This window comes from Arthrobacter sp. CMU6, from assembly GCF_059090205.1.
Window position 1 is genome coordinate 135836 of sequence record NZ_JBNHFL010000007.1, and the last position, 23799, is coordinate 159634.

Sequence of the window (23799 nt, forward strand, 5' to 3'; positions counted from 1 at the left end):
CCGCTGCCCAACAGGGGAGCCATTGTCAACCGGTCGGCCCGCCCGGGTCAGGAAGCCGCAGCCCGCCGCGGCGTGAGGCAAGCCGCTCCAATTCCCGGTAGCATCCCGGTAGGGCTGGGGGAAGGATCGGACATGTCAGGCACTCTTGCGCTGGTTCCAGCGGCGCCGGGCAAACGCCTCGGCGCAGCCGTTCTCGACTGGCTTGCGCCGGTGGCAGTCCTGACGATTCTGCTGTCCTTCGGGTTCGCAAATATCACCAGCACGCGCAGTGCCGGACTCATCATTTATGACACAAGCCTGCTGACGCTCCTTGGAAGCATCGGAGCCGGACTGACCCTTGTCTACGCGTTCGCGCTCGCAGGTGTCGAGGGCCGGTCAGGCAACACCATCGGCAACCAGCTCATGGGCATCCGCAGTGCCGACAAGGACGGCTACGCGCCGGGCCTCGGCGCCGTGTTCCTGCGGGGCATCGTGACCGGTGCCGGCCTCCTGCTGTCCGTCCTTGCCGCGGTACTGGTGGCCGTCTTCAAGTGGTTCGACGCCGCCCCGCTGATCCTGGGGCCGCTGCTGCTTTTGGGGACGGCCTCGGCCGTCGCCGTGGTGGTATCCAGCGTCTGGGACCGGAACGGCGGGCTCCGCGGGTGGCATGACCATGCGGCCAAGACCCTCGTGTTCGACGTCGTGAACGGCCGCAACCCCGTGGCCACCGGCGGCATCGAAGGCCCCTACAGCTTCGCACCCCTGGACCTGCCCCCGGTGCAGCAGGTGGCCTCCCCGGTTGCTTCCCGGACCCCGGCTGCCCCCGGCCCGGTTGCTGCGCAGGCCCATATTGAGCCGCTTCCGCCCGCAGCCCCGGCTGTCCATCCCGATGCTGCCGTTCACCCGGTCGATGCCGTCCATCCCGACGACGCGATGGACCGAACCCAGGTGCGCGCCGGGGTTCGCCAGGACGCGCCGGAGGCGGTGCTGAGGATAACGCTCGACGACGGCCGCGACTTCCGCCTGGAGCGGACCGTCCTGATCGGCCGCAATCCTGCCCCCGCCGCCGGGGAGTCGCAGGCGCAACTGCTGCCGGTCCCGGACCCCGGCAGGACCATTTCCAAGACGCACCTCCACCTGCTCACGGACGGCACCGGCATCTGGGTTACCGACCGCCATTCGACCAACGGCAGCGCCGTCACCACGCCCGACGGCATGAGCACGGCGCTGCAGCCGGGCGTGCCCGCATACGTCAGCCCCGGAACCACAGTTCATTTCGGGGACCGCACCTTTACCGTAGGACACGCATGAATTCACAGCAGGTGGCCGGAACTCCAGGGACCGGCGGAGAGCCCGGCCTCAGGCTCAGCTACGGCTACGGAACGGACCGCGGCCTTCGCCGCGAGCTCAATGAGGACTCGTACATAGCCTCGGATCCCGTGTTCGCCGTCGCTGACGGCATGGGCGGCCATGAAGCCGGCGAGGTGGCCAGCGGCATGTGCGTGCGGGCCCTGGCACAGCTGCCGCAACTGGCCACGGGGGAGCGGACAGCCACCGCGGGAGTGGTGCAGCAGTACCTCGCCAGCGCCGACGAATCGATCCGCTCGGCCACCGGCTCGCGGGCCGGAACGACGCTCAGCGGCGTGGTGGTGGTGGAGCAGATGGGTGTTCCCTACTGGCTTGTCATGAACATCGGGGACTCCCGGACATACCGGCTGAGCCAGGGCCGGCTCTCGCAGGTCAGCGTGGATCACTCCGAGGTCCAGGAGCTCGTCGAGAGTGGCGAGATCACCGCCGAGGAGGCTGCTGTTCATCCGCGCCGGCACGTCGTGACGCGCGCGCTGGGTGCGGGCGACGAGACCGAAGCCGACTACTGGCTCCTGCCGATTGAGGAAGGCGACCGGGTGATGGTGTGCTCGGACGGTCTCAACGGGGAGCTGACGGACGGACAGATGCTTGACATCCTCAGCACGGTCGAGGATCCCCAGGAGGCCGTGGATGCCCTGATCCAGGCAGCGCTCAGGCGCGGCGGCCGGGACAACATTACGGTGATTGTCGTCGACGCCAGGAACGTGCTCAACGACGCCGGCATCGCGACGACGGCACCCCGGACCGCCGCCGACGCGGAAGAGGAGGACACGCTGCCGCGTGCCGGAAGCGAGGACGCCGTCAATGGCCGCAGCTAGCTATGTCTCCGGCGGATGGCTTGGCCTCATCCGGTCGGGAACTGCTGTGATCCTCGACCCCGCCACTCCGGCCCCGCTGGTGAGCACGGTGTGGGATCTGCTGGCGAAAGGCCCGGATCCAGCCGAGGTCCTTTCTGCCGTGACGGGCGGGTTCGGTGCGCCGCTGTCCGCCAGCCCGTGGTTCGGGATCATCGGGTTCAGCGACTCACTGCGGGTATTCCTGCGCGGCGACATCGACATGACAGTCCAGCTCCCGTCCGGTCCCGTGAAACTCGACGGCCGGAATGTCACCACCTGGACGGAGCGGTGGCTGGACGCACCCGAGTGGTTCAGCGTGGCGGTGCCCGCCGCCGCGTCAGCGCAGTCCGGTTCGTCAGCGCCGGGTTCCGTAGCTGGAATGCCGCCCGCCGCGTTGCCTGCGGCTGAATTGCCGGTGCTGGAAGGGGCGGTGCTTCTGAGTTCGCTGCGTGTCAGTGTCACCGGGCCCGGGCGTGCCCCGTCATTCCCAGCGGAAACCGCTGCAACGTCTTCCGCTGCACCTCCTGTGGAGGCGTCGGCCGAGACCATCGCGGCGCCCGCTGAGGACATTTCCCTGGTGTCAGAGCCAGCGGGAGAAGTGTCGGCAGAGACAGTTGCGGGACTGCAGGAAACCGTCACCGGATTCACCGAGACGGGCACTGCCTCTGCCGGGACGCTGCCCGAGGAAGTACTGCCCCAAGGATCTCTGTCCGAGGAATCAGTGCCCCACGAATCACTGAGCCAGGAATCACTGAGCCAGGAAGCACTGCCGGAGGCAGCACCCTCCCAGGGCGCTCCGGGTCAGGAATTCAGCCCGGCCACCGAACTCACCAGCTCGTACGACCACCTCTGGGACAAGACTGTGGTGCGCAGCATTGAGGACGCCGCCGTGCGGACCGGCCAGGAGGACGACGGCGGTGCTCCCGCAGCCGGGGAAAGGGCCGTTCCGGAGGCGGCTGGTCGGCAGTCGGCAGTCCCGGACACGGCAGTTCAGGAGGCCGCAGCCCAGGAAACAGCAGCCCAGGAAACAGCGGCCCAGGAGTTCGCGCCCCCGTCAGCCCCCTCTCCGTCAGGACTGATCGACTCCGTGCCGTGGGCGACGGGCGGCGACCGTGCCCCCGGACCGGAGATCCCGCCGTCGTTCTCAGGAACCCAGGTTCCGCCGTCGTTTGTCCCCGTGCCCGAACCCCGCGAGGCGCCGGAAGGCGACCACGACGGTCAGACCGTGCTCAAGAGCGATCTTCCCGCGTCCGGAGCACAGCAGGCAGGGCAGGGCCAGGAACCCGGCCAAGGTGCGGCGGCGGGCAACGGCCCCCTAGTGCTGGCCCGTGTTTGCCACGGCGGCCACGCCAACCCTCCCACCAGCGGACAGTGCTTCACCTGCGGGGCGCAGCTGCCGGACGTCGCCATCCAGGTGCCGCGCCCAAGGCTGGGCCGGTTGCGGCTGTCCACGGGGGACCTGATCGACCTCGAACAGTCGCTGGTGATCGGGCGGCAGCCGTCCGTGTCCCGGGTCCAGGGCGGCACCTTGCCGCGGCTGGTCCAGGTTGCCAGCCCCGGTGGCGACATTTCCAGGTCGCACGTGGAGGTCCGGCTGGAGGGCTGGCACGTGATGCTCTGCGACCTGAAAGCAACCAACGGCACAGTGCTGATCCGCGAGGGCCAACCGCCGCGGCGCCTTGCCCAGAACGAAATGGCCATTATTTTGGACGGCGACATCGCAGAACTCGGCGATGACGTGTCCTTGCGCTTTGAGGAGATCCTGTGAGTTCCAAGCGGCCGGCGGCGCCACCGCCCCGCATTCCCGGTTTCAATTACGTCAGCCTGCTTGGATCGGGCGGTTTTTCTGACGTCTACCTCTACGAACAGGACCGGCCGCGCCGCAAGGTGGCCGTGAAGGTGCTGCTGTCCGGCCTCAAGACGGAGGGCGCCCGCCGCCGCTTTGAGTCCGAGGCCAACCTGATGGCCCAGCTGTCGTCGCACCCCTTCATCGTCACCATCTTTGAAGCCGAGGTGACCGAGGACGGGCATTCCTACCTCGCCATGGAGTACTGCTCCCGGCCCAGCCTGGACGTCCGGTACCGCCGGCAGCGCTTCAGCGTGGACGAGGTCCTGGCCGTCGGCATCCAGGTGGCGTCCGCCGTCGAAACGGCGCACCGGGCCGGCATCGCCCACCGCGACATCAAGCCCGCCAACATCCTGGTCACTGACTATCACCGTCCGGCGCTCACTGATTTCGGCATTTCCGGCACGCTGGCCGGCGACGTCGACGAGGACGCCGGGATGTCCATCCCCTGGTCCCCGCCGGAACAGTTCACGGACGGCAACGTCGACGGTGTGCTGGTGGACGTGTGGGCCCTCGGTGCCACGCTGTACACACTGCTCGCCGGACGGTCACCGTTCGTGCTGCCGGGCGCGGACAACTCCCAGCGCGAGCTCATCTCGCGCATCACCAACATGCCCGTATCCCGGCTGGGCCGCGCGGACGTGCCCGAATCCCTTGAACTGGCCCTGGCAACGGCGATGGCCAAGTCGCCGGCCTCACGCTATTCGTCGGCCCACGCCTTCGCCCTGGCGCTGCAGCGGATCCAGGCGGAGCTCAACCTGTCCGTGACGCCCTTCGAGGTCCTCGAGGAGCGCCTTCCGGAGGACGTGCACCTGGACGACGGCGTGGAGGAGACCCGCGTACGCAACGTCGCCTCCATCGACCCCGACCGGACCGGGAGTGCGCCCACCTTTCCGGCGTGGACCAAGCCGTTGTTCCCTGCCGGCGTTGACGTGCCCGCTGGCCCCGATCCTGAGGGGACGAACGACGGCGGCCTGCAGGAACGGGGGCAGGCTACGGTCCTGCGCGGCCCCGCGGGAGGCAGTACCGGCCAAGCCGGCCCCTCCTTCCACGCAGCAGACACCGGCTACACCGGTGCCGCCGACACGACCGTCCACCGCTCGGCCCAGCCGCCGGAGGCAGTGGACGGACCTGCGGGCGTCCCCGCACAGGACCACTCCAAGCGAAACCTCTGGCTCGCCATTTCCGGCGGTACCATGCTGGCCCTCGCCGTCGGCGTGGGCCTGGTGGTGGCCAACGCCGCGCCCCAGACGCCAAGCCCAATCGAATCCCCGGAGGTGAGCAAGCAGCCGGCGGATCCCCTGGACAACGGGACGGTGCCGGACGTAGAAGGCCTCGCGGCCGCGCGGAAGCCAGAGGATCCAAACATCATTGTCTTTTCCTGGACGAACCCGCAGCCCAGAGAAGGTGACACCTTCAAGTTTCGGGCCAAGTCGGCAAAGGAGGAGGGCCCCTTTGAAACTACAAAGATCAATAGGACCTTCGTTTCCGGTTTCAATGAGCCGCCCATCTGCCTCCAAGTGATCATAGTCAGGGCCGACGGCAGCGCCTCGCCGGGCGGCTCGGATTCCATCGCATGCCTTCAGGAGTAGCCGGCTTATGAAAACAACGACACTGCCCATCGAGGAGGCACGGAACATGGGAGACCTGGCCATCGACTTCTGTGGCGAGTGGTACGAGCCGGCCGATGAGGACATCTTCAGCATCGGCCGCGAGGGCGACCTCGAGGTGGACGACAACCCGTACCTGCACCGGCGCTTCCTGCAGATTGCCAGGTACAACGGCATCTGGTGGCTCAGCAATGTGGGCAGCCGGCTCTCCGCCACGGTGGCCGACGGATCCGGCGGCATGCAGGCGTGGCTCTCACCCGGCGCCCGGCTGCCGCTCGTCTTCAGTCACACCAGCGTCATTTTCACGGCCGGTCCCACCACGTACGAATTCGCCGTCCACCTGAAAACGCCGTCGTTCCGGCAGGAGACCAGCAGCGAAGCCAGTGGCGGGGACACCACCATCGGCCCCGTGGTCTTCACGGACTCCCAGAAAGCACTCATCGTGGCGCTCGCCGAGCCCATGCTCCGGCGCGAAGGCACGGGTTTCAGTGCCATTCCTTCCTCCGCAGAGGCGGCCCGGACCTTGGGCTGGGCAATCACCCGGTTCAACCGGAAGCTGGACAACGTGTGCGACAAACTGGACCGCGCCGGAGTGGCCGGCCTTCGCGGAGGCGGTGGCAAGCTGGCCACCAACCGCCGGGCGCGCCTCGTGGAGCACGCGGTCACCTCGCACCTGGTCACCGCTGACGACCTGCACCTCCTGGAAAAGATGTGCGGGGACGTCGAAGCATGAGGATCCGACTGACCCTGCGCCGGGACCCTGCCGAGGCCAAGGACCTGGCCGTCACCGTGGATGGCCGCGCCACCGTCGCGGACATCGCGACCGAACTGTGGACCGCCGATCCCGCCCGGCGGCAGCAGCCCGCTCCGCCGAACCTTTCCCTCCGGATCGACGAGGCGTTCGTGGCCGGCGGTATGCGCGGCATCGTCCTCGACCGCGCGGACAACCTGCTGGAATCCGGGCTGCGGCCCGGATCCGTCGTCTCGCTTACGCAGGTGAGCGACCAGTTCGGTAATCCGAACGACTCCGGCCCAGCCGCGGACCGGGGCCCCGCCGCGGCGACGCTCCGGATCGTCTCCGGGCCCGACGTCGGCCGGGAGTTTTCGCTGCCCTCCGGCACCAGCTACATCGGTCGGGACCGCAACGTGGACGTCCGGCTCACCGACCCGCTGACGTCGAAGCGGCATGCGCGCATCACGGTGGGGGAGAGCATCGAGATTGTCGACACGAACTCCGCTAACGGCCTCCAGATGGACGGGCTGCCCGTCACCCGGGCCACGCTGAATTCCTCCGACACCGTCACGCTGGGCGACACCGAGCTGACCGTGGTGCCCCTGGCGCGCAGCGGAGCGGCAGCTCCGACTTCGCCGCTGGTGGACTTCAACCGCTCGCCGCGGGTGGTGCCCCGGTTCGCCCCCGCCAAGCGCGTCCCCCCGGCCGGACCCAAGCGGCAGGACCACCACCCCTTCCCCTACATCATGCTGATTGCTCCGCTGATGATGGGCGCGGTGATGTTCACGGTGACCCAAAGCCTGCTGTCCATGCTGTTCATGCTGATGATGCCGCTGTTCATCGTGGGCCACTATGTGGACCAGAAGCTGCAAAACAAGCGCGAGCGCAAGGAACAGGTGAAGCAGTTCAGGGAGGCCATGGCAGCCTTCCGGCAGGACAGCACCGAACTGCAGCGCGTGGAGCGGGCCGTCCGGCTCCAGGAAGCGCCGTCCGTCAGTGACACCGTGGACTCCATCTACAAGCTTGGCCCCCTGCTCTGGACCCACCGGCCGGAACACTCCGGGTTCCTGGCCCTCCGGTTCGGGCTCGGCACGGTGCCGTCCCGGATTCCGTTCGAGGAGCCGAACACCGCGGAAACCGAGACCGAGTACCGGCGCGAGATCGAGGACTGCCTGGACCAGTTCCGGCAGATCGAGGGCGTGCCCGTGGTATCCCAGCTGCGGTCCGCCGGCTCGTTCGGCCTCGCCGGGCCGCGCGGTCTCGTCGATGACGTGGCACGGGGAGTGGTGCTCCAGCTCGTGGGCCTGCACTCCCCGGCCGAAGTGGCCGTGGCCGCCATCACCTCGGCGCGGTCCAGGGAACGCTGGGACTGGCTGCAGTGGCTGCCGCACGTCGGCTCGAGCCACAGCCCCCTCAGCGGTGACCACCTTGCCGCCGGTTCGGCCGGCGGCACCAGCCTGCTGGCCCGGATCGAGGACCTGGTGGAACTCCGGGAAACTGCGATGCGTTCGCACGGCCCAGCAGAGGGGCCCGCGCAACGGCCCGGGATCCTCGAAGAAGCCGCGGACGTTCCGCCGCCGGTGCTGCCGTCGGTGCTGGTCATCGTCGAGGACGACGCGCCGGTGGACCGCGGCCGGCTGACCCGGCTCGTGGAGCGCGGCCCCGATACCGGTGTCCATGTGCTGTGGGTGGCTGCCGGCGTCGAGTCCCTTCCGGCCGCCTGCCGTGACTTCATGGCGGTGGACGGCGAGCACGGTACCACCACCGGCCAGGTCCGGCTGGGACGGCACACCTACCCCGTGAGCTGCGAAAGCCTCGACGCTGAACTGGCCGGCCAGCTGGCCCGCATGCTCTCGCCCGTGGTCGACGCCGGCAAACCTTTGGAGGACGACTCGAACCTGCCGCGCGCCGTGTCCTATGCGGCGCTGGTGGGCAAGGACTTCCTTGAGAACCCGCAGGCCGTGGCCGAACGCTGGCAGGAGAACAACTCCGTCCGCTCCACCGCCGTTGCCAACCGCAAGGACAACGGCTCGCTGCGTGCCCTCGTGGGGTCCAAGGGCGTGGAGCCCCTGCACCTGGACCTGAAGAACGAGGGCCCGCACGCGCTGGTGGGAGGCACCACCGGCGCCGGCAAGTCCGAGTTCCTGCAGTCCTGGGTGATGGGCATGGCCACTGCCTACAGCCCGGACCGCGTCAGCTTCCTGTTCGTGGACTACAAGGGCGGCGCCGCATTTGCCGACTGCGTCAACCTGCCGCACACCGTGGGCCTGGTCACTGACCTCTCGCCCCACCTGGTGCGCCGCGCCCTCACCTCGCTGCGGGCTGAGCTCCATTACCGCGAACACCTGCTCAACCGGAAGAAGGCCAAGGACCTGCTCGCGCTCCAGCGCGAGGCCGATCCCGAGGCCCCGCCCTACCTGGTGATCGTGGTGGATGAATTCGCTGCCCTGGCCACCGAGGTCCCCGAATTCGTGGACGGCGTGGTTGACGTTGCCGCCCGCGGCCGGTCCCTGGGGCTGCACCTGATTCTGGCCACCCAGCGGCCCGCCGGCGTCATCAAGGAAAGCCTGCGTGCCAACACCAACCTTCGGGTGGCGCTGCGCATGGCTGACGAGGACGACGCCACGGACATCCTTGGCGTTCCGGACGCCGCATACTTCGACCCCTCCATCCCGGGCCGCGGCGCGGCGAAAACCGGCCCGGGGCGCATCCAGGGTTTCCAGACCGGCTACGCCGGCGGCTGGACCACCGAACGCCCGCAGCGCCCGCAGATCGACATCGTGGAGATGGCGTTCGGGTCGGGTCCCGCGTGGGAAACACCGGCCGCCGACACTGCCGTGCAGGACGAACCCGCCGGGCCCAACGACATCGCCAGGATGACCGCCAACGTCATCGCCGCCGCGGACCTGCTGGCCATCCAGCCGCCGCGGAAGCCATGGCTGGACCAGCTGGCCACGACCTACGACTTCTCCCTGCTGCCCAACCCGCGCACCGATGAACGGCTCCTGCTGGGCGTGGCGGACGACCCCGCCCGCCAGGACCAGCCCACCGTCTTCTACGAACCGGACAAAGACGGCAACATGGCCATCTACGGCACGGGCGGCTCGGGCAAGTCGGCGGCGCTGCGGGGAATCGCCATCGCCGCTGCTGTCACGCCCCGCGGCGGCCCGGTCCATGTCTACGGAATCGACTGCGGCTCCGCCGGACTAAAAATGCTCGAGGAGCTCCCGCACGTGGGCGGCATCATCGACGGCGACGACGTGGAGCGCGTGGGCAGGCTCCTGCGCTGGCTCCACGACCTCGCCGAGGACCGGTCGCGACGTTTCGCCGAGGTGCGTGCCTCCACCATCGGGGAGTACCGCAAGCTCGCCGGCCTGCCGGATGAAAAGCGCATCTTCGTGCTGGTCGACGGCATGTCGGCCTTCCGCGAGGCCTACGAGTTCAGCAAGCTCTCCGGCCTCTGGGACATCTTCCTGCAGCTGGCGACCGACGGCCGTCCCCTTGGCATCCACCTCGTCGTCACCGGTGACCGCCCCAACTCCGTCCCGGCGTCGTTGCTTGCCTCCATCCAGCGGCGGCTGGTGCTGCGGCTGTCCGCCGAGGACGACTACCTGACCATGGACGTGCCGAAGGACGTCCTCGGCCCGGCCTCGCCTCCCGGCCGCGGGCTGCTGGGCGCCCACGAGGTGCAGCTCGCTGTCCTGGGCGGCAACTCCAACCTGGCCCTGCAGGCGCGCGAAGTCCACAAACTCAGCGAAGCCATGCTCCGTCAGGGCATGGAAAGGGCTCCGCGGATCGAGCGGCTGCCCGAGCAGATCGACCTGGACATCCTGCCTGCCGGCCTGCCGGACCTTCCGGTGATCGGTGTGGACGACGAAACACTGCAGCCGGCCACGCTCATGGCCAAGGGCCCGCTGCTGCTCGCCGGCCCGCCCGGCGCCGGCCGCACCGTGGCCCTGGTGACGATGGCCTACGCACTGCGCCGGTCCAACCCCGACACCGAACTGGTTTACCTTGCCGCCAGGAGGTCCGCCGTGGCGTCCCTGCCGGTCTGGGACCGCTCGCTGGTGGGGGCCGACGACGTCGAGGAGGCGCTGGAAGCCCTCACCGACCACGCCTCGGCCAACCCGGGCAAGGTGGCCATCTTCATCGAGGGACTCACGGAGTTCACGGACACCCTGGCCGAGTCCGGCATCGAACGGCTCGTGGCGGCGTCCATCAAGGCCGACCAGTGGGTGGTGGGGGAATCCGAAACTTCCACCTGGTCATCGGCATGGTCGCTGGCGCAACCGTTCAAGTCGGGGAGGAGGGGACTGCTGATCAATCCGGGCGACATCGACGGCGACAGCCTCCTCAATACGTCTCTTGGACGGGTCGGCACCGACTTCATCCCGGGACGCGGCTACATCGTTGGCAGGGGCAAGGCGCGCAAGCTCCAGATCGCGCTGCCGCCCGAAAACCGGCAGTAGGGATTTGGTGATCCGCGGGAGCACGTAGGAAGATACCCGGGACATAACTCGGCGCGGGAGCGTCCTGCCCGGCTGCAAAGGTACTTCCATGATCCGAATCACTCGACTGCGGGGCGCACTGCTGCCCGGAATTACCGCCGCCATGTTGGCTTTAATGGTTGTAGCCGGTGCCGCCGGGGCAGCCCAGGCAGCCTGCCTGTCGGGGCAACAGTGCCCCGAATCGCCGGCACCCGTCGCCCCGCCGTCGTCCGGTTCACCGGATCCGACGACGACGGCGGCTCCCGTCCCAACGCCTGCCCCCGCGCCGTCGACGCCAAAGGCACCGGCACCTGCCCCTGCTCCGGCCCCTGTGCAGCCCGTCGCGCCAGCGGCGCCGCGCGTCGCCCCGGCGCCAGCACCGGCGCGGCCTGCCCCTGCGCCCGCCTTCGGACCTTTGGCCACGCCGGCGGCGGATGGCGGAATGGCGCCAGCTGCGGTGCCGGCGGCACCGGCGGCGGTGGTTCCGGTCACCTCTGCCTCTGCCTCTGTCTCCGCCACGCCGGGCCCGTCGTCCTCCACCTCCGCGGCCGAGTCCACCTGGACCAAACCGATCGCCACCCCGGTCCAAGCCAGCCATGCCGCCGTCATCGTCGCGGACAAGGGCTCCGGCATCGGCGTCTTCGGCCTGTTCGCCATTATGGGCGGCGTCCTCGTGGTGGGTCTGGGCGGTCTGGCCTTCGCCCTGTGGAGCCGGAACCGTCCCGGTCACTGGTAGGCGGGCCGCCGCCTCGGCAAAATGTCCGGCGTGTAAGGCAAGATAGGTCTGTGAGCACACCATCAGGCCCCACAGACAGTTCAGCCACCGGAACGGACCAGCTTGAGCCGGAAGCCATTCCCTCGGAGTCCGTACGGGATGAGTACCAGAACCTGGCGGACCTCGTCCGGAAGTACCGTTTCGCGTACTACCAGGAGGACGAGCCACTCGTCTCCGATGCCGAGTTCGATACTCTCTTTCGCCGGCTGGAGGAACTCGAGGCGCTGCATCCGGAACTCGTTTCCAATGACTCGCCCACCCAGGAAGTTGGTGGGGAAGTCTCCGCCGCCTTTGCCGCCGTCGAACACCTCCAGCGCATGTACAGCTTGGAGGACGTGTTCTCCATCGAAGAACTGCAGGCCTGGATCGCCAAGGCGGAGGCCTCCGTGGCCAAGTCCGGAAACCCGGACGCCGCGTGGCTGACCGAGCTGAAAATCGACGGCCTGGCCGTGAACCTGCTCTACCGGGACGGCAAACTGGTCCGGGCGGCCACCCGCGGTGATGGCCACACCGGCGAGGACATCACGCACAATGTGCTTACCATCAAGGAGATTCCGGAGCAGCTCAGCGGCAGCGGGTTTCCCGCGGAGATGGAAATCCGCGGTGAGGTGTTCATTCCGTCCAAGGCGTTCGCGGAATTCAATGAGGCGCTGATCGAGGCGGGCAAGGCACCGCTGGCCAACCCCCGCAATGCCGCGGCCGGCTCAATCCGACAGAAGGACCCGGCCGAGACCGCCAAGCGACCGCTGCAGATGTTCGTGCACGGAATCGGCGCCCGCGAGGGCCTCCAGGCCGCCAGCCAGTCGGAGACCTACCGGCTGCTGGCTGAGTGGGGTCTGCCCGTCAGCCCGTACTTCGAGGTTCTCGGCAGCCCGGTCGAGGTGCTGGAATTCATCGCGAAATACGGTGACAAGCGGCACAGCCTGCTCCACGAGATCGACGGCATCGTGGTGAAGATCGACGACTTCGCCACGCAGCGCGCGCTGGGCTACACCACACGTGTTCCGCGCTGGGCCGTCGCCTACAAGTACCCGCCCGAGGAAGTGCACACCAAACTGCTGGACATTGCCGTCAACGTCGGGCGCACCGGCCGGGTCACCCCGTTCGGGATCATGGAGCCGGTCAAGGTGGCGGGTTCCACCGTGGGCATGGCCACCCTGCACAACCAGGACGTGGTCAAGGCCAAAGGCGTGAAGATCGGCGACATCGTGGTCCTGCGCAAGGCCGGTGACGTCATCCCGGAGATTGTCGGCCCGGTGCTGGCGCTCCGGGACCAGCAGGACCCTCCGGTGCGCGACTTCGTCATGCCCACGGAGTGCCCGTCCTGCGGAACGCCGCTTGCCCCCGGGAAGGAAGGGGACGTGGACATCCGCTGCCCCAACGCCAAGTCGTGCCCCTCACAGCTGCGTGAGCGCGTGTTCCACGTTGCCAGCCGTGGGGCGTTCGATATCGAAGCCCTCGGCTGGGAGGCCGCGATCGCGCTCACCCAGCCCGCGGAGCCCGAGGTCCCGCCGCTGGTCAGTGAGGCTGCCCTGTTCGACCTGACGCCCGGGGACCTGGCACCGGTGAAGATACGGCGCGAGAAGCGGTCCAAAGGTGTTCCCACCGGCGAGTTCGAGCTGGTGCCGTACTTCTACAGCAAGGGCACGGCCAAGACGCCGTCCAAGCCGACAGCCACCACCGAAAAACTCTTCAAGGAACTCGAAAAAGCCAAGACCCAGCCGTTGTGGCGTGTCCTGGTGGCACTGTCCATCCGGCACGTCGGACCCCGCGCCTCACGTGCCCTGGCCAACCACTTCGGCACCATGGACGGTATCCGGCAGGCCTCCGAGGAGGAGCTCGCGAGTGTGGACGGCGTTGGCCCCACCATCGCCGCCGCGCTCAAGGAGTGGTTTGCCGAGGACTGGCATGTCGAGATCATCGACCGATGGGCAGCGGCCGGGGTACGGATGAAGGACGAGCGGGACGAGTCCACACCGCGCACCCTCGAGGGGCTGACCGTGGTGGTCACCGGGACACTGGAAGGCTTCAGCCGCGACGAGGCCAAGGAAGCCATCCTGGTCCGCGGCGGCAAGGCGGCAGGTTCAGTGTCGAAGAACACCAGCTACCTGGTGGCCGGGGACAACGCCGGCACCAAGCTGGACAAGGCTGAGCAGCTGGGCGTGCCCGTGCTGGACGAGGACGGATTCCGGGAGCTGCTGGCCAACGGGCCCGCCAGGGCTGACGGGGACGGCACCGCCGAGGCCGAAGCCGAGGATCCCGAGGCAACAGCGCTTCCGGGCGACGAGGAGGATTCCGAGTGACAACCGATACCGCAAGCCCCCTTGACGTACACGGGCTCCTGGCCGTGGCCAAAGCGGCTGCCGCTGCCGGTGCCGGTGTGCTTGCCGAACGCAGCAACGGTGCCCTGGACTCGGGGACGGTGAGCAACAAGGGCGAAGCCGGCGACTGGGTCACCGCCTTCGATGTGGCCGCCGAGGAAGCCGTGCGCACCGCCATCCGCACTGCGCGCCCGGACGACGTCATCACCGGCGAGGAACACGGGACCTCGCGTCCCGAGAACCCGACTGGGCTGCGCTGGTCCATTGATCCGCTCGACGGCACCACCAACTTCATCCGCAATATCGTCTATTACGCCACCTCCGTGGCAGTTGCCGATTCCGACGGCGCCTGGCTGGCCGGCGTCGTACATGCCCCCGCGCTGGGGCGCGTGTACTACGCTGCGCGCGGCCAGGGTGCGTGGCTCGAACAGGACGGGAGGCGGGTGCAGCTCACGGGTCCGGTCCCCGGCCGCACCGGCCAGATCCTGTCCACCGGCTTCAGTTATGACCCGGAGGTGCGCGCGGAGCAGTTCGCGGCGCTGGGCGACTTCGTGGACGGCTTTGCGGACGTGCGGCGGCTCGGCTCGGCTGCCCTGGACCTCTGCATGGTCGCCGATGGAACGGTCGATGCCTTCGGCGAACGGGGCCTGAACGAGCACGACTTCGCTGCGGGCGCGCTGGTGGCCGAGGAGGCCGGATGCTGGGTGCGGCGGCCGCGGCTCACTAGCCCGCTCGACGGCGGTCCCTCGGCCGAGGAACGGCTGTCAGCCTGGACCTGCGCCGGCACGCTGGAAATGTCCGGCAAGTTCCCGCTGTAGCCGGGTGCTACGCCGGGGCCCGGGCCGAATACGGCCCGGCCGCGTGGTTCACGCGCCCGGTGGTGTCAGGTGGTAGCGCGCAATGATATCCGGCAGCCAGGGTGCCTCGGCGAAGCGCAGCCCGTAGTCGGCCGCTAGTTTCTCGATGGTGGCGGGGTCTGGGAGGCCGGCCTCGAAGTGGTCGGCAAGGTCCCAGAAGAAGTGCTCGAACCCGGCCGGGCCGCACCAGAAACAAGGCAGGCGATTCCCGCCTGTGTCCGGACAGCTGCGGGGAACCTGATAGTTCAGTCACGGAAACAGCTGTTTCGCAGAGTGCATCGGTCGACCGGCACTACCATTGATGGGTGCAGCCGCAGATCACCGTCCGTCCCGCCGTCCCCGCCGACTTTGCGGCCATCGCCCGCATCACCCGGGACGCCTATCTGGCGGCCGGCTACTTCGAGTCCGCGGACCATCCGTACATGAAGCAGATTCAGGACGTGGCCGCCCGCGCAGCCCGGGCCACCATCTGGGTGGCCGAGCGCGCCGGCCAAATCGTCGGTTCGGTGACCCTGGCGCTGGCGGGCGAGAAGTATGCCGATATCGCGCTGGACGACGAGCTTGAGTTCCGCATGCTGGTCGTGGATCCGGCCGTGCAGCGCAGTGGCGCCGGCCGGGCCATGGTCGAAGCCATCATTGCGCACGCCAGGTCGCTGGAGGGGATCCGTGCTGTGGCTCTGACCACCGGCGGGGACTGGGAAAGTGCCCACGGGCTGTACCGGAAGACAGGCTTCCGGCGGGTCCCTGAGCGCGACTGGTATGTGCCCGGAACCGACATAAAGCTGCTGGTTTTCAGGCTGGACGTCCGCCCCGCCTAGAGTGGAGCCGACTTAAAACCCTAGTGAAAGGCGCAGCATGCGCAAGACGTTCGGCACCGGCTCGGTCTGGGAACAGAAGCTCGGCTACTCCCGTGCGGTCCAGGTGGACAACACGCTCTACATCTCGGCCACGTCGGCCAGCGGCGAGAGCGGCATCGTCGGCAGCGATTTCTACGAGCAGACCCGGTTCATCCTGCAGAAGCTGGAGACGGTCCTGGCCGACGCCGGTTTCACGCTCGCCGACGTCGTGCAGTCCAAGCTGTACTTGACGGACATCAGCAAGTGGGAGGACGCCGGCCGTGCGCACGGCGAGGTCTTCGGCGAGATCCGCCCCACGCTGTCGCTGGTCCACGTGCTGCCGTTCCTGGACCCGGAGATGCTCGTGGAGATCGAGCTCGTCGCGCAGAAGAGCGCCAGCTAGCACTGGCCGTAGCGCGAACTGGCAGAAGATGCCACCAAATCGACATTTTGAGGGCATTAGCTGCCAGTTCGCGCTTCGTCTTAGGAAGCGGGGAGGCCGTAGCGGTGTTCGGGCCGGCCGGTGGTGCCGTAGCGGAGCTGGATTTCGACCGCGCCGTCGTCAGCCAGCGAGGACAGGTACCGCTGCGCCGTTGCCCGGGACACGCCAACGCGCCCTGCGACGTCGGCTGCCGAGTACTGCTCACCGGGAATCAGGGACTCCAGCACCGCCGCCTCCGTTGCCGACCGCGGCTTGGCCGACGGCGAGACGTCACCGGGAATGAGCGCCCGCTTCGCCCGCTCCACCGTGTCCTGGTCGAGCGCCCCGGGCTGGCCAAGGATCCGCCGGTACCGGGCGTAGGACCGCAGCTGCTGGGACAGGGATTCGGCCGTGAACGGCTTGAGCAGGTACCCGAGGGCGCCGCGCCGGAACGCCGTGCGCAGCGACGCGGCGTCCGAGGCGGCACTGAGAATCATCGTGTCCACGTCCAGCTGGTGCAGCAGATCCAGGCCCGAGGCGTCCGGCAGGTACACGTCAAGCAGCACCAGGTCGGGGCGCAGGCTGTGGATGGACTGCAGCGCCAGTGACGCCGAACCGGCCGGCGGCAGCGCCAGGAACCCCGCCACCGAATCCACGTAGGCAGCGTGGAGCTTGGCGACGTGGAAGTCGTCGTCCACGATCAGCACCCTGAAATCCTCAGACATCCTCGTCCTCCCGTCCGGTATCCATCAGTCTTTCTTCGCCGTGGTGGTGCCCGGCAGCGTGGCCATGAACACGGCGCCGGGACCACCAACGTTCCCCGGCTCCAGCACCGTGACGTCGCCCCCGCGCCGCCGCGCCAGCTGCCGGGCCAGTGCCAGGCCGAGGCCCTGGCCGCCCGCGGCGCGGACCTGCCCCTGGAGAACCCCGCCGACCGCCGTCGTGAATCCCTCGGCGAACACGGCCTCCGCATTGCCGCCGTCCGGCAGCCCATCGCCGGAATCGGCGACGACGACGTGCAGGGTACCGCCGCCGTCGCCCTCTTCGTCAAGCAACTCAAGCTCTACCCAGCGCTCGGCGGCCGTGCCCGCCACCGCCGCGTTGACCGCGTTGTCGATCAGGTTCCCGAGCACCGTCGTGACGTCCTGCGGTTCCGTCACCTGGCCCCGCACCAGCGTTTCCGGCCCGATCCGCAACGATACCCCCCGCTCGTCGGCCTCCACGCCCTTGGCGCCGATGAAGGCCTGCAGGTACGGGTCCTGCAACAGTTCGGCCTGGTCCACGGGAAACTTGAGCGGGCCCGTGGCGGCGAGCCGCTCAAGGTAACTGCGCGCCTGCTGGTGCTGGCCGATGCTCATGAACCCTGCAATGGTGTGCAGCTGGTTGGCGAACTCATGCCGCTGGGCGCGCAGCGCTGTGGACATCGTTCCGACGGCGTCGAGCTGCCGGGCCAGGTGCTGGAGTTCGGTGCGGTCACGGAGCATGACCACCCAACCCAGGTCCTCGCGGCGGTGCAGCGCCTTCCGTGCGCTGGCGACGAGGACCTGTTCGCCCGCCACCAGTTCCACTGCCTCGCCCTCCCGGGCATCGGGCAGGGTCAGGGCCTTGAGCCGAGCCGGCACCGGGGCGTCCTGCCAGAGCTGGCCGGCGAGGTCGGGCTGGCCGAGGAGGCGCTGGGCGGCGGCGTTGAACACGCTGATCCGGCCGTCCGCGGAGATGCCCACAACGCCCTCGTCCACACCCTCCAGGACCGCCACCTGATCATGCACCAGAGCGCCGATTTCCTCGGGCTCCAGGCCCAGCGTGAGCCGCTGCAGCCGGCGCCGGAGCAGGAACGAGGCCAGGACTCCTGCCACCAGCGAACCGGCCGCGGTCAGCACGATCGGCACGATGTCGCGGGCCAGGCTCTGCCCGATGGACTCGGTTGAATAGCCCACGCTCACCTCGCCCACCACGGCCCGCGAGGCGGAATCCGAACCTGTGCCTGGCGCGAACACGGGGACCTTCGCACCCGCCGACGGACCCAGGGTGCCGGTGTTCCGGGTGGTCACCTCGCGGCCGGCAAGCGCCTCCGACGGGTCCGTACTGACGCGCTCGCCCAGCCGGTCGGCGTCGGGATGGGCCAGCCGCAGGCCTGTTTCATCGGTGATCACCACGAACAGGGCTCCGGTGCGGGCACGGGCGCCCTCGGCCACCGCCATCAGTGGCCCGTTCTTCAGCTCTGCGGGCGGGGGAGTGCCGGCCTGCCGGCTGATGGCCTGCACTTTCGCCCGGACCGAAGGGTCCGAGGCCACGGTCCGGGCCAGCGTCAGTGCCTGGTTTTCCGCCTCGCGGCCCAGCCGTTCAAACGTCAGCCACGCATGCACCGCCCCGCTGAGGAGCACAACGAGGAGAACCACGCCCAGCTGCAGGAGCAGGGTCTGGGTGGAGAACCTGAGCGGAAGCCTGCCGGCGGGGCTCATGCTGGCACTCCTTCGTGGGTTCGGCGGGCTGCAGGGCGGCTGGGGCTGGCAGCAGGGCGTTTGAGCAAAATGCGCAAAATGCTCCCAATAAGCAGTATGCCAATCAATTGAGCCAAAGGCACTGCCGTGACCGGGGCCACTCTAACGTCTGTAGTACGCATCACACCGGGGTGGTGCTGTTCACTAGAAGGAGCCGGCTGTGCTGGTATTACTTGGATTCGCCATGATCGCGGTTTTCATGGTGCTGATCATGACGAAGAAGTTGACGCCAGTGCTGGCGCTGATCATCGTCCCCACCGTTTTCGGTCTTTTCGCAGGCGCCGGCCTCGGGATCGGCGACATGGTCATGGACTCGATGAAGTCCATGACCTCCACCGCCGCGCTGCTGATGTTCGCCATCATCTACTTCGGCCTGATGATCGACGTCGGGCTGTTCGATCCGCTGGTCCGGTTCATCCTGCGCAAGCTCGGCAATGACCCCGCCAAGGTGGTCCTGGGCACCGCGCTGCTGGCCGCTGCCGTATCGCTCGACGGCGACGGCTCCACCACCTTCATCCTCACCACCGCCGCCATGCTGCCGATCTACCTCCGGCTGAAGATGAGCCCCGTGGTCCTCACCTGCGTGGCCGGCCTGGCCAACGGCACCATGAACATCGTTCCCTGGGGCGGCCCCACGGCCCGCGCCGCCAGCGCCCTGAAGATCGACGTCAACGACGTCTTCGTTCCCATGATCCCGTCGCTGGTCGCCGGCCTGGCCGTCGTGCTGGTCTTCGCCTGGGTCCTCGGCCTGCAGGAACGCAACCGCCTCCGCGCCACACAGCCGGAACTCTGGGGAACGCCGGATACCGCTGAAGGGTTCGACGGCGGCACCCCCGCCGGCGCCGGCCGCACCGGCCGCGGTTCCGCACCTGTCCCCGCAACGGGAGGCCCCGCCGTCGGCGGTTCCCCTGAAGGTTCCTCCGTCGCCGTCCTGGAACGGACCGAGATCCTGGTCGACGACAGCGACACCGCCATGGCGGACACCGCGCTGGACCCCAACCGCAAGACCCTGCGCCCCAAGCTGCAGTGGTTCAACCTGGCACTCACCGTCGCCGTCATGGGCATGCTCATCGCCGACCTCGTGCCCCTGCCGTACGTCTTCATGGTGGGCTCGGCCATCGCCCTGCTGGTGAACTTCCCGCACGTCAAGGACCAGGGCGCTCAGCTCGTGGCCCACGCACCGTCGATCGTCGCCGTGGTCAGCATGGTCATGGCCGCTGCTGTCCTCACCGGCGTCCTGACCGGCACCGGCATGGTCGAAGCGATGTCCGCCTGGCTGGTCCAGATCATCCCGTCCAGCATGGGCCCGTTCATGGCAGTCATCACCGGCATCCTCAGCATCCCCATGACGTTCTTCATGAGCAACGACGCCTTCTACTTCGGCGTGCTGCCCGTCCTGAGCGAGACCGCCGGCCACTACGGGATCAGCGCCGCCGAAATGGCCCGTGCTTCCATCACCGGCCAGCCGTTCCACATGCAGAGCCCGCTGGTTCCCGCCATCCTGCTCCTGGTCTCCCTGGCCAAGGTGGACCTGGGCGACCACCACAAGAAGGTTCTCTGGAGGAGCGCGGTCGTGTCCCTCGTGATGCTCGCGGTAGCAGTCCTGACCGGAGCAATCGGCATCCACTAGCAGCTAGCCAGCACCCGGATAAATAACTAAAGGAAAGCAGAGTGCGGAATGACTCCCGCACTCTGCTTTCCCGTATCCGGCCTGCGGCCGGAAGGCGGGTAGCCGGAACGCGACAGCCTCCCCGGACAGTAGACTGGTTCGGAAACCCATTCCGAACTTGCAGGGAGATCCATGGCTGCGATCAACCGCGACGACGTCGCGCACCTAGCGCGGCTCGCGCACATTGAGATGAGCGCTGAAGAGCTGGACAGGATGGCTGGCGAACTTGCCGTCATCGTAGACGCGGTTAAGTCCGTGAGCGAGGCCGCAGGTGACGGCGTTCCGGCCACTTCGCACCCGATTCCGCTGAGCAACGTGTTCCGCGAGGACGAGGTGGGCCACACCTTCACCGCCGAGCAGGCGCTCTCGGGCGCTCCGGACTCGGACGCAGACCGCTTCAAGGTCCCGGCAATCCTGGATGAGGACTAGAACATGACTGAAACCAACAGCACGGAACTCGTCCGTCTATCCGCGGCCCAGCTGGCCGCGAAGCTCGCCGCCGGTGAGGTCACCGCCGTCGAGGTCACCCAGGCGCACCTGGACCGCATCGCCGCCGTCGACGGGGGAGAGCGCGGCGTCAACGCGTTCCTGCACGTCAACACCGAGGAAGCGCTCGCCGTCGCGGCCGAGGTGGACGCCATCCGCGCAGCCGGCGGCCAGGCCGCCGAGGAGCTGCACGAGCTTGCCGGCGTTCCGATCGCCGTCAAGGACCTCATCGTCACCATCGGCCAGCCCACCACGGCCGGTTCCAAAATTCTCGAAGGCTGGCACAGCCCGTACGACGCCACCGTCGTCAAGAAGCTGCGCGCCGCCAAGATGCCCATCCTGGGCAAGACCAACCTGGACGAGTTCGCCATGGGCTCCTCCACCGAGCACTCGGCCTTCGGGCCCACCCGCAACCCGTGGGACCTGGACCGCATCCCCGGCGGTTCGGGCGGCGGCTCCGCTGCCGCCGTCGCTGCCTTTGAGGCACCGCTGGCCCTCGGCACCGACACCGGCGGATCCATTCGGCAGCCCGGCGCCGTCACCGGCACCGTGGGCGTCAAGCCCACCTACGGCGGAGTGTCCCGCTACGGTGCCATCGCCATGGCGTCCTCGCTGGACCAGATCGGCCCCGTCTCCCGCACCGTTTTGGACTCGGCCCTGCTGCAGCAGGTCATCGGCGGCCACGACCCCCATGACTCCACCTCCCTGCCGGACCCGCTGGGCGACCTCGTCGCCGCGGCACGGCTCGGCAACGTGGACGGCATGAAGATCGGCATCATCAAGGAGCTCCACGGCGAGGGCTACCAGGCCGGGGTCGAGAACCGCTTCAACGAGTCCCTGGAACTGCTGAAGGAGGCAGGCGCGGAGATCGTTGAGGTGTCCTGCCCCAACTTCCAGTACGCCCTGGGTGCCTACTACCTGATCATGCCGTCCGAGGCCTCCTCCAACCTGGCCAAATTCGACGGCGTTCGCTACGGCCTGCGCGTGCTCCCCGAGGATCCGCCGCTGACCATCGAGCGCGTCATGGGCGCCACCCGCGCCGCAGGGTTCGGTGACGAGGTCAAGCGCCGCATCATCCTGGGCACCTACGCGCTCTCGGCCGGCTACTACGACGCCTACTACGGTTCCGCGCAGAAGGTCCGCACGCTCATCCAGCGTGACTTCGAGGCTGCCTTCGCCAAGGCCGACGTCCTCATTTCCCCCACCGCGCCCACCACGGCGTTCAAGCTGGGCGAGAAGCTGGACGACCCGCTGGCGATGTACCTCAACGACGTCGCCACGATCCCTGCCAACATGGCCGGCGTCCCCGGCCTCTCGCTGCCCGGCGGCCTGGCCGATGAGGACGGACTGCCTGTCGGCATCCAGCTGCTGGCACCGGCCCGCGAGGATGCCCGCCTCTACCGGGTGGGTGCTGTCCTCGAATCCCTGCTGGAAGCGAAGTGGGGCGGTCCGCTGCTGGACAAGGCCCCCGACCTCGCTGCTACGTATGCCGCCCCGTCGAGCCACGGAGGTTCACACTGATGTCTGACGCGATTCTGAGCTTCGAAGAAGCCATGGAGAAATACGATCCCGTCCTGGGGTTCGAGGTCCACGTTGAGCTCAACACCAAGACCAAGATGTTCTCCTCCGCGCCCAACGTGTTCGGCGACGAGCCCAACACCAACGTCAACGAGGTGGACCTGGGCATGCCCGGCGTCCTGCCGGTGGTGAACAAGACCGCGGTGGAGTCCTCCATCAAGATCGGCCTCGCGCTGAACTGCAAGATCGCCGAATCCTGCCGCTTCGCCCGGAAGAACTACTTCTACCCGGACACCCCGAAGAACTTCCAGACGTCCCAGTACGACGAGCCGATCGCGTACGACGGCTACCTGGACATCGAACTCGAGGACGGCACCGTGTTCCGCGTCGAGATCGAGCGCGCGCACATGGAGGAGGACGCCGGCAAGCTGACCCACCTCGGCGGCTCGGCCGGACGCATCCAGGGCGCGGAATACTCGCTCGTGGACTACAACCGTGCAGGCGTTCCGCTTGTGGAGATCGTCACCAAGCCGATCGAGGGTGCCGGTTCCCGCGCCCCCGAGCTTGCCAAGGCCTACGTCGCGGCGGTGCGTGAAATCGTCAAGAACCTCGGCGTCTCGGACGCCAAGATGGAGCGCGGCAACGTCCGCTGCGACGCCAACGTCTCGCTGCGCCCGCACGGCCGCGAACGCTTCGGCATCCGCTCCGAGACGAAGAACGTGAACTCGCTGCGCGCCGTCGAACACGCCGTCCGCTACGAGATCCAGCGCCACGCCGCCGTCCTGGACTCCGGCGAGCCGGTGATCCAGGAGACCCGCCACTGGCACGAGGACACGCGCACGACGACGTCGGGCCGGGAAAAGTCCGACGCCGACGATTACCGCTACTTCCCGGAGCCGGACCTGGTTCCCGTCGTTCCCTCCCGGGAGTGGGTGGAAGAGCTCCGGGCGACCCTGCCCGAGCCGCCGGCCGAGCGCCGCAAGCGGCTGAAGCAGGACTGGGGCTACTCGGACCTGGAATTCCGCGACGTCGTCAACGCCGGCGTGCTCGATGAGATCGAGGAAACCATCGCCGCCGGCGCCACGGCTTCCGTGGCCCGCAAGTGGTGGATGGGCGAGATCGTGGGCCGCGCCAAGAACGCCGACGTCGACCCCGGCCAGCTCGGCGTCACGCCCGCCACGATCGTGGAACTGAGCCGCATGGTGGAAGCGGGCAAGATCAACAACAAGATGGCCTCCGCGGTGCTGGACGGCGTGCTCGCCGGCGAAGGCACCCCGGCCGAGGTCGTCGAGAAGCGCGGTCTGGCCGTGGTCTCCGACGACGGCCCGCTCCTGGAAGCCATCGACGCAGCCCTGGCCGCGCAGCCCGACGTGGCGGACAAGATCCGCGGCGGCAAGGTGCAGGCCATCGGTGCCATCGTGGGTGGCGTCATGAAGGCCACCCGTGGCCAGGCCGACGCCGGCCGCGTGCGCGAGCTGATCCTGGAAAAGCTCGGCGTCACTGTTTAGCCGCGTGTAACCCGAAAGCGGGTCGCAGCACATGGGTTCTGAGCGCTC

At 68.3% G+C, this 23799-nt stretch carries 17 protein-coding genes; 15 read left to right on the forward strand and 2 right to left on the reverse strand.

Going from position 1 to position 23799, the window contains the following annotated elements:
* Nucleotides 1-132 precede the first annotated feature (132 nt).
* The 11 genes from AC5RWD_RS06950 to AC5RWD_RS07000 all read left to right on the forward strand — a co-directional run bounded on the left by AC5RWD_RS06950 (nucleotide 133) and on the right by AC5RWD_RS07000 (nucleotide 16051).
* Nucleotides 133-1290: an RDD family protein gene (locus AC5RWD_RS06950; protein ID WP_494019315.1), complete on the forward strand. Its 1158-nt coding sequence runs from the start codon at nucleotides 133-135 to the stop codon at nucleotides 1288-1290.
* Nucleotides 1287-2165 (forward strand): PP2C family protein-serine/threonine phosphatase, encoded by an 879-nt coding sequence (locus tag AC5RWD_RS06955; protein ID WP_494019316.1) that lies wholly within the window; start codon nucleotides 1287-1289, stop codon nucleotides 2163-2165. Before AC5RWD_RS06950 ends, AC5RWD_RS06955 begins: the two co-directional genes overlap by 4 nt.
* Nucleotides 2152-3951 carry an FHA domain-containing protein gene (locus AC5RWD_RS06960; RefSeq protein WP_494019317.1) on the forward strand — a complete coding sequence of 600 codons (1800 nt, stop codon included), beginning with the start codon at nucleotides 2152-2154 and terminating at the stop codon, nucleotides 3949-3951. The genes AC5RWD_RS06955 and AC5RWD_RS06960 overlap by 14 nt, the downstream gene beginning before the upstream one ends.
* Nucleotides 3948-5621: a serine/threonine-protein kinase gene (locus AC5RWD_RS06965; protein WP_494019318.1), complete on the forward strand. Its 1674-nt coding sequence runs from the start codon at nucleotides 3948-3950 to the stop codon at nucleotides 5619-5621. Before AC5RWD_RS06960 ends, AC5RWD_RS06965 begins: the two co-directional genes overlap by 4 nt.
* Nucleotides 5622-5667: 46 nt before the next feature.
* Complete coding sequence (locus tag AC5RWD_RS06970; protein ID WP_494019349.1) at nucleotides 5668-6372, forward strand: hypothetical protein; 705 nt, start codon at nucleotides 5668-5670, stop codon at nucleotides 6370-6372.
* Nucleotides 6369-10841, forward strand: coding sequence for a type VII secretion EssC family protein (locus AC5RWD_RS06975; protein WP_494019319.1), 4473 nt, complete (start codon nucleotides 6369-6371; stop codon nucleotides 10839-10841). Before AC5RWD_RS06970 ends, AC5RWD_RS06975 begins: the two co-directional genes overlap by 4 nt.
* Nucleotides 10842-10929: 88 nt before the next feature.
* Nucleotides 10930-11595 carry a hypothetical protein gene (locus AC5RWD_RS06980; RefSeq protein WP_494019320.1) on the forward strand — a complete coding sequence of 222 codons (666 nt, stop codon included), beginning with the start codon at nucleotides 10930-10932 and terminating at the stop codon, nucleotides 11593-11595.
* 50 nt (nucleotides 11596-11645) lie between these two features.
* Nucleotides 11646-13937, forward strand: coding sequence for an NAD-dependent DNA ligase LigA (gene ligA, locus AC5RWD_RS06985; RefSeq protein WP_494019321.1), 2292 nt, complete (start codon nucleotides 11646-11648; stop codon nucleotides 13935-13937).
* Nucleotides 13934-14773, forward strand: a complete 840-nt coding sequence (locus AC5RWD_RS06990) for an inositol monophosphatase family protein (protein WP_494019322.1) — start codon at nucleotides 13934-13936, stop codon at nucleotides 14771-14773. The genes ligA and AC5RWD_RS06990 overlap by 4 nt, the downstream gene beginning before the upstream one ends.
* 344 nt (nucleotides 14774-15117) lie before the next feature.
* Nucleotides 15118-15630: a GNAT family N-acetyltransferase gene (locus AC5RWD_RS06995; RefSeq protein ID WP_494019323.1), complete on the forward strand. Its 513-nt coding sequence runs from the start codon at nucleotides 15118-15120 to the stop codon at nucleotides 15628-15630.
* Between the two features lie 37 nt (nucleotides 15631-15667).
* Nucleotides 15668-16051, forward strand: a complete 384-nt coding sequence (locus tag AC5RWD_RS07000) for a RidA family protein (protein ID WP_494019324.1) — start codon at nucleotides 15668-15670, stop codon at nucleotides 16049-16051.
* An 80-nt stretch (nucleotides 16052-16131) separates the two neighbouring features.
* Here AC5RWD_RS07000 and AC5RWD_RS07005 read toward each other — a convergent pair whose 3' ends face one another.
* Together AC5RWD_RS07005 and AC5RWD_RS07010 are read right to left on the reverse strand one after the other, a co-directional pair.
* The gene (locus AC5RWD_RS07005; RefSeq protein ID WP_494019325.1) at nucleotides 16132-16794 is read right to left on the reverse strand and encodes a response regulator; all 663 of its coding nucleotides are present in this window, start codon (nucleotides 16792-16794) and stop codon (nucleotides 16132-16134) included.
* A 24-nt stretch (nucleotides 16795-16818) separates the two neighbouring features.
* Nucleotides 16819-18531: a sensor histidine kinase gene (locus AC5RWD_RS07010; RefSeq protein ID WP_494019326.1), complete on the reverse strand. Its 1713-nt coding sequence runs from the start codon at nucleotides 18529-18531 to the stop codon at nucleotides 16819-16821.
* 199 nt (nucleotides 18532-18730) lie between these two features.
* Here AC5RWD_RS07010 and AC5RWD_RS07015 point away from each other — a divergent pair, with 199 nt between their 5' ends.
* The 4 genes from AC5RWD_RS07015 (at nucleotide 18731) to gatB (ending at nucleotide 23751) form a co-directional block, all read left to right on the forward strand.
* Nucleotides 18731-20200: a CitMHS family transporter gene (locus AC5RWD_RS07015; protein WP_494019327.1), complete on the forward strand. Its 1470-nt coding sequence runs from the start codon at nucleotides 18731-18733 to the stop codon at nucleotides 20198-20200.
* A gap of 171 nt (nucleotides 20201-20371) precedes the next feature.
* Entirely contained in the window at nucleotides 20372-20668 is a 297-nt protein-coding gene (gene gatC / locus AC5RWD_RS07020; RefSeq protein WP_003802035.1) for an Asp-tRNA(Asn)/Glu-tRNA(Gln) amidotransferase subunit GatC, read from the forward strand.
* A gap of 3 nt (nucleotides 20669-20671) precedes the next feature.
* The gene (gatA, locus tag AC5RWD_RS07025) at nucleotides 20672-22246 is read left to right on the forward strand and encodes an Asp-tRNA(Asn)/Glu-tRNA(Gln) amidotransferase subunit GatA (RefSeq protein ID WP_494019328.1); all 1575 of its coding nucleotides are present in this window, start codon (nucleotides 20672-20674) and stop codon (nucleotides 22244-22246) included.
* A complete protein-coding gene (gene gatB / locus AC5RWD_RS07030; RefSeq protein WP_494019329.1) occupies nucleotides 22246-23751 on the forward strand; it encodes an Asp-tRNA(Asn)/Glu-tRNA(Gln) amidotransferase subunit GatB in 1506 nt (501 codons plus the stop codon). The genes gatA and gatB overlap by 1 nt, the downstream gene beginning before the upstream one ends.
* The last annotated feature ends 48 nt before the right edge of the window (nucleotides 23752-23799 follow it).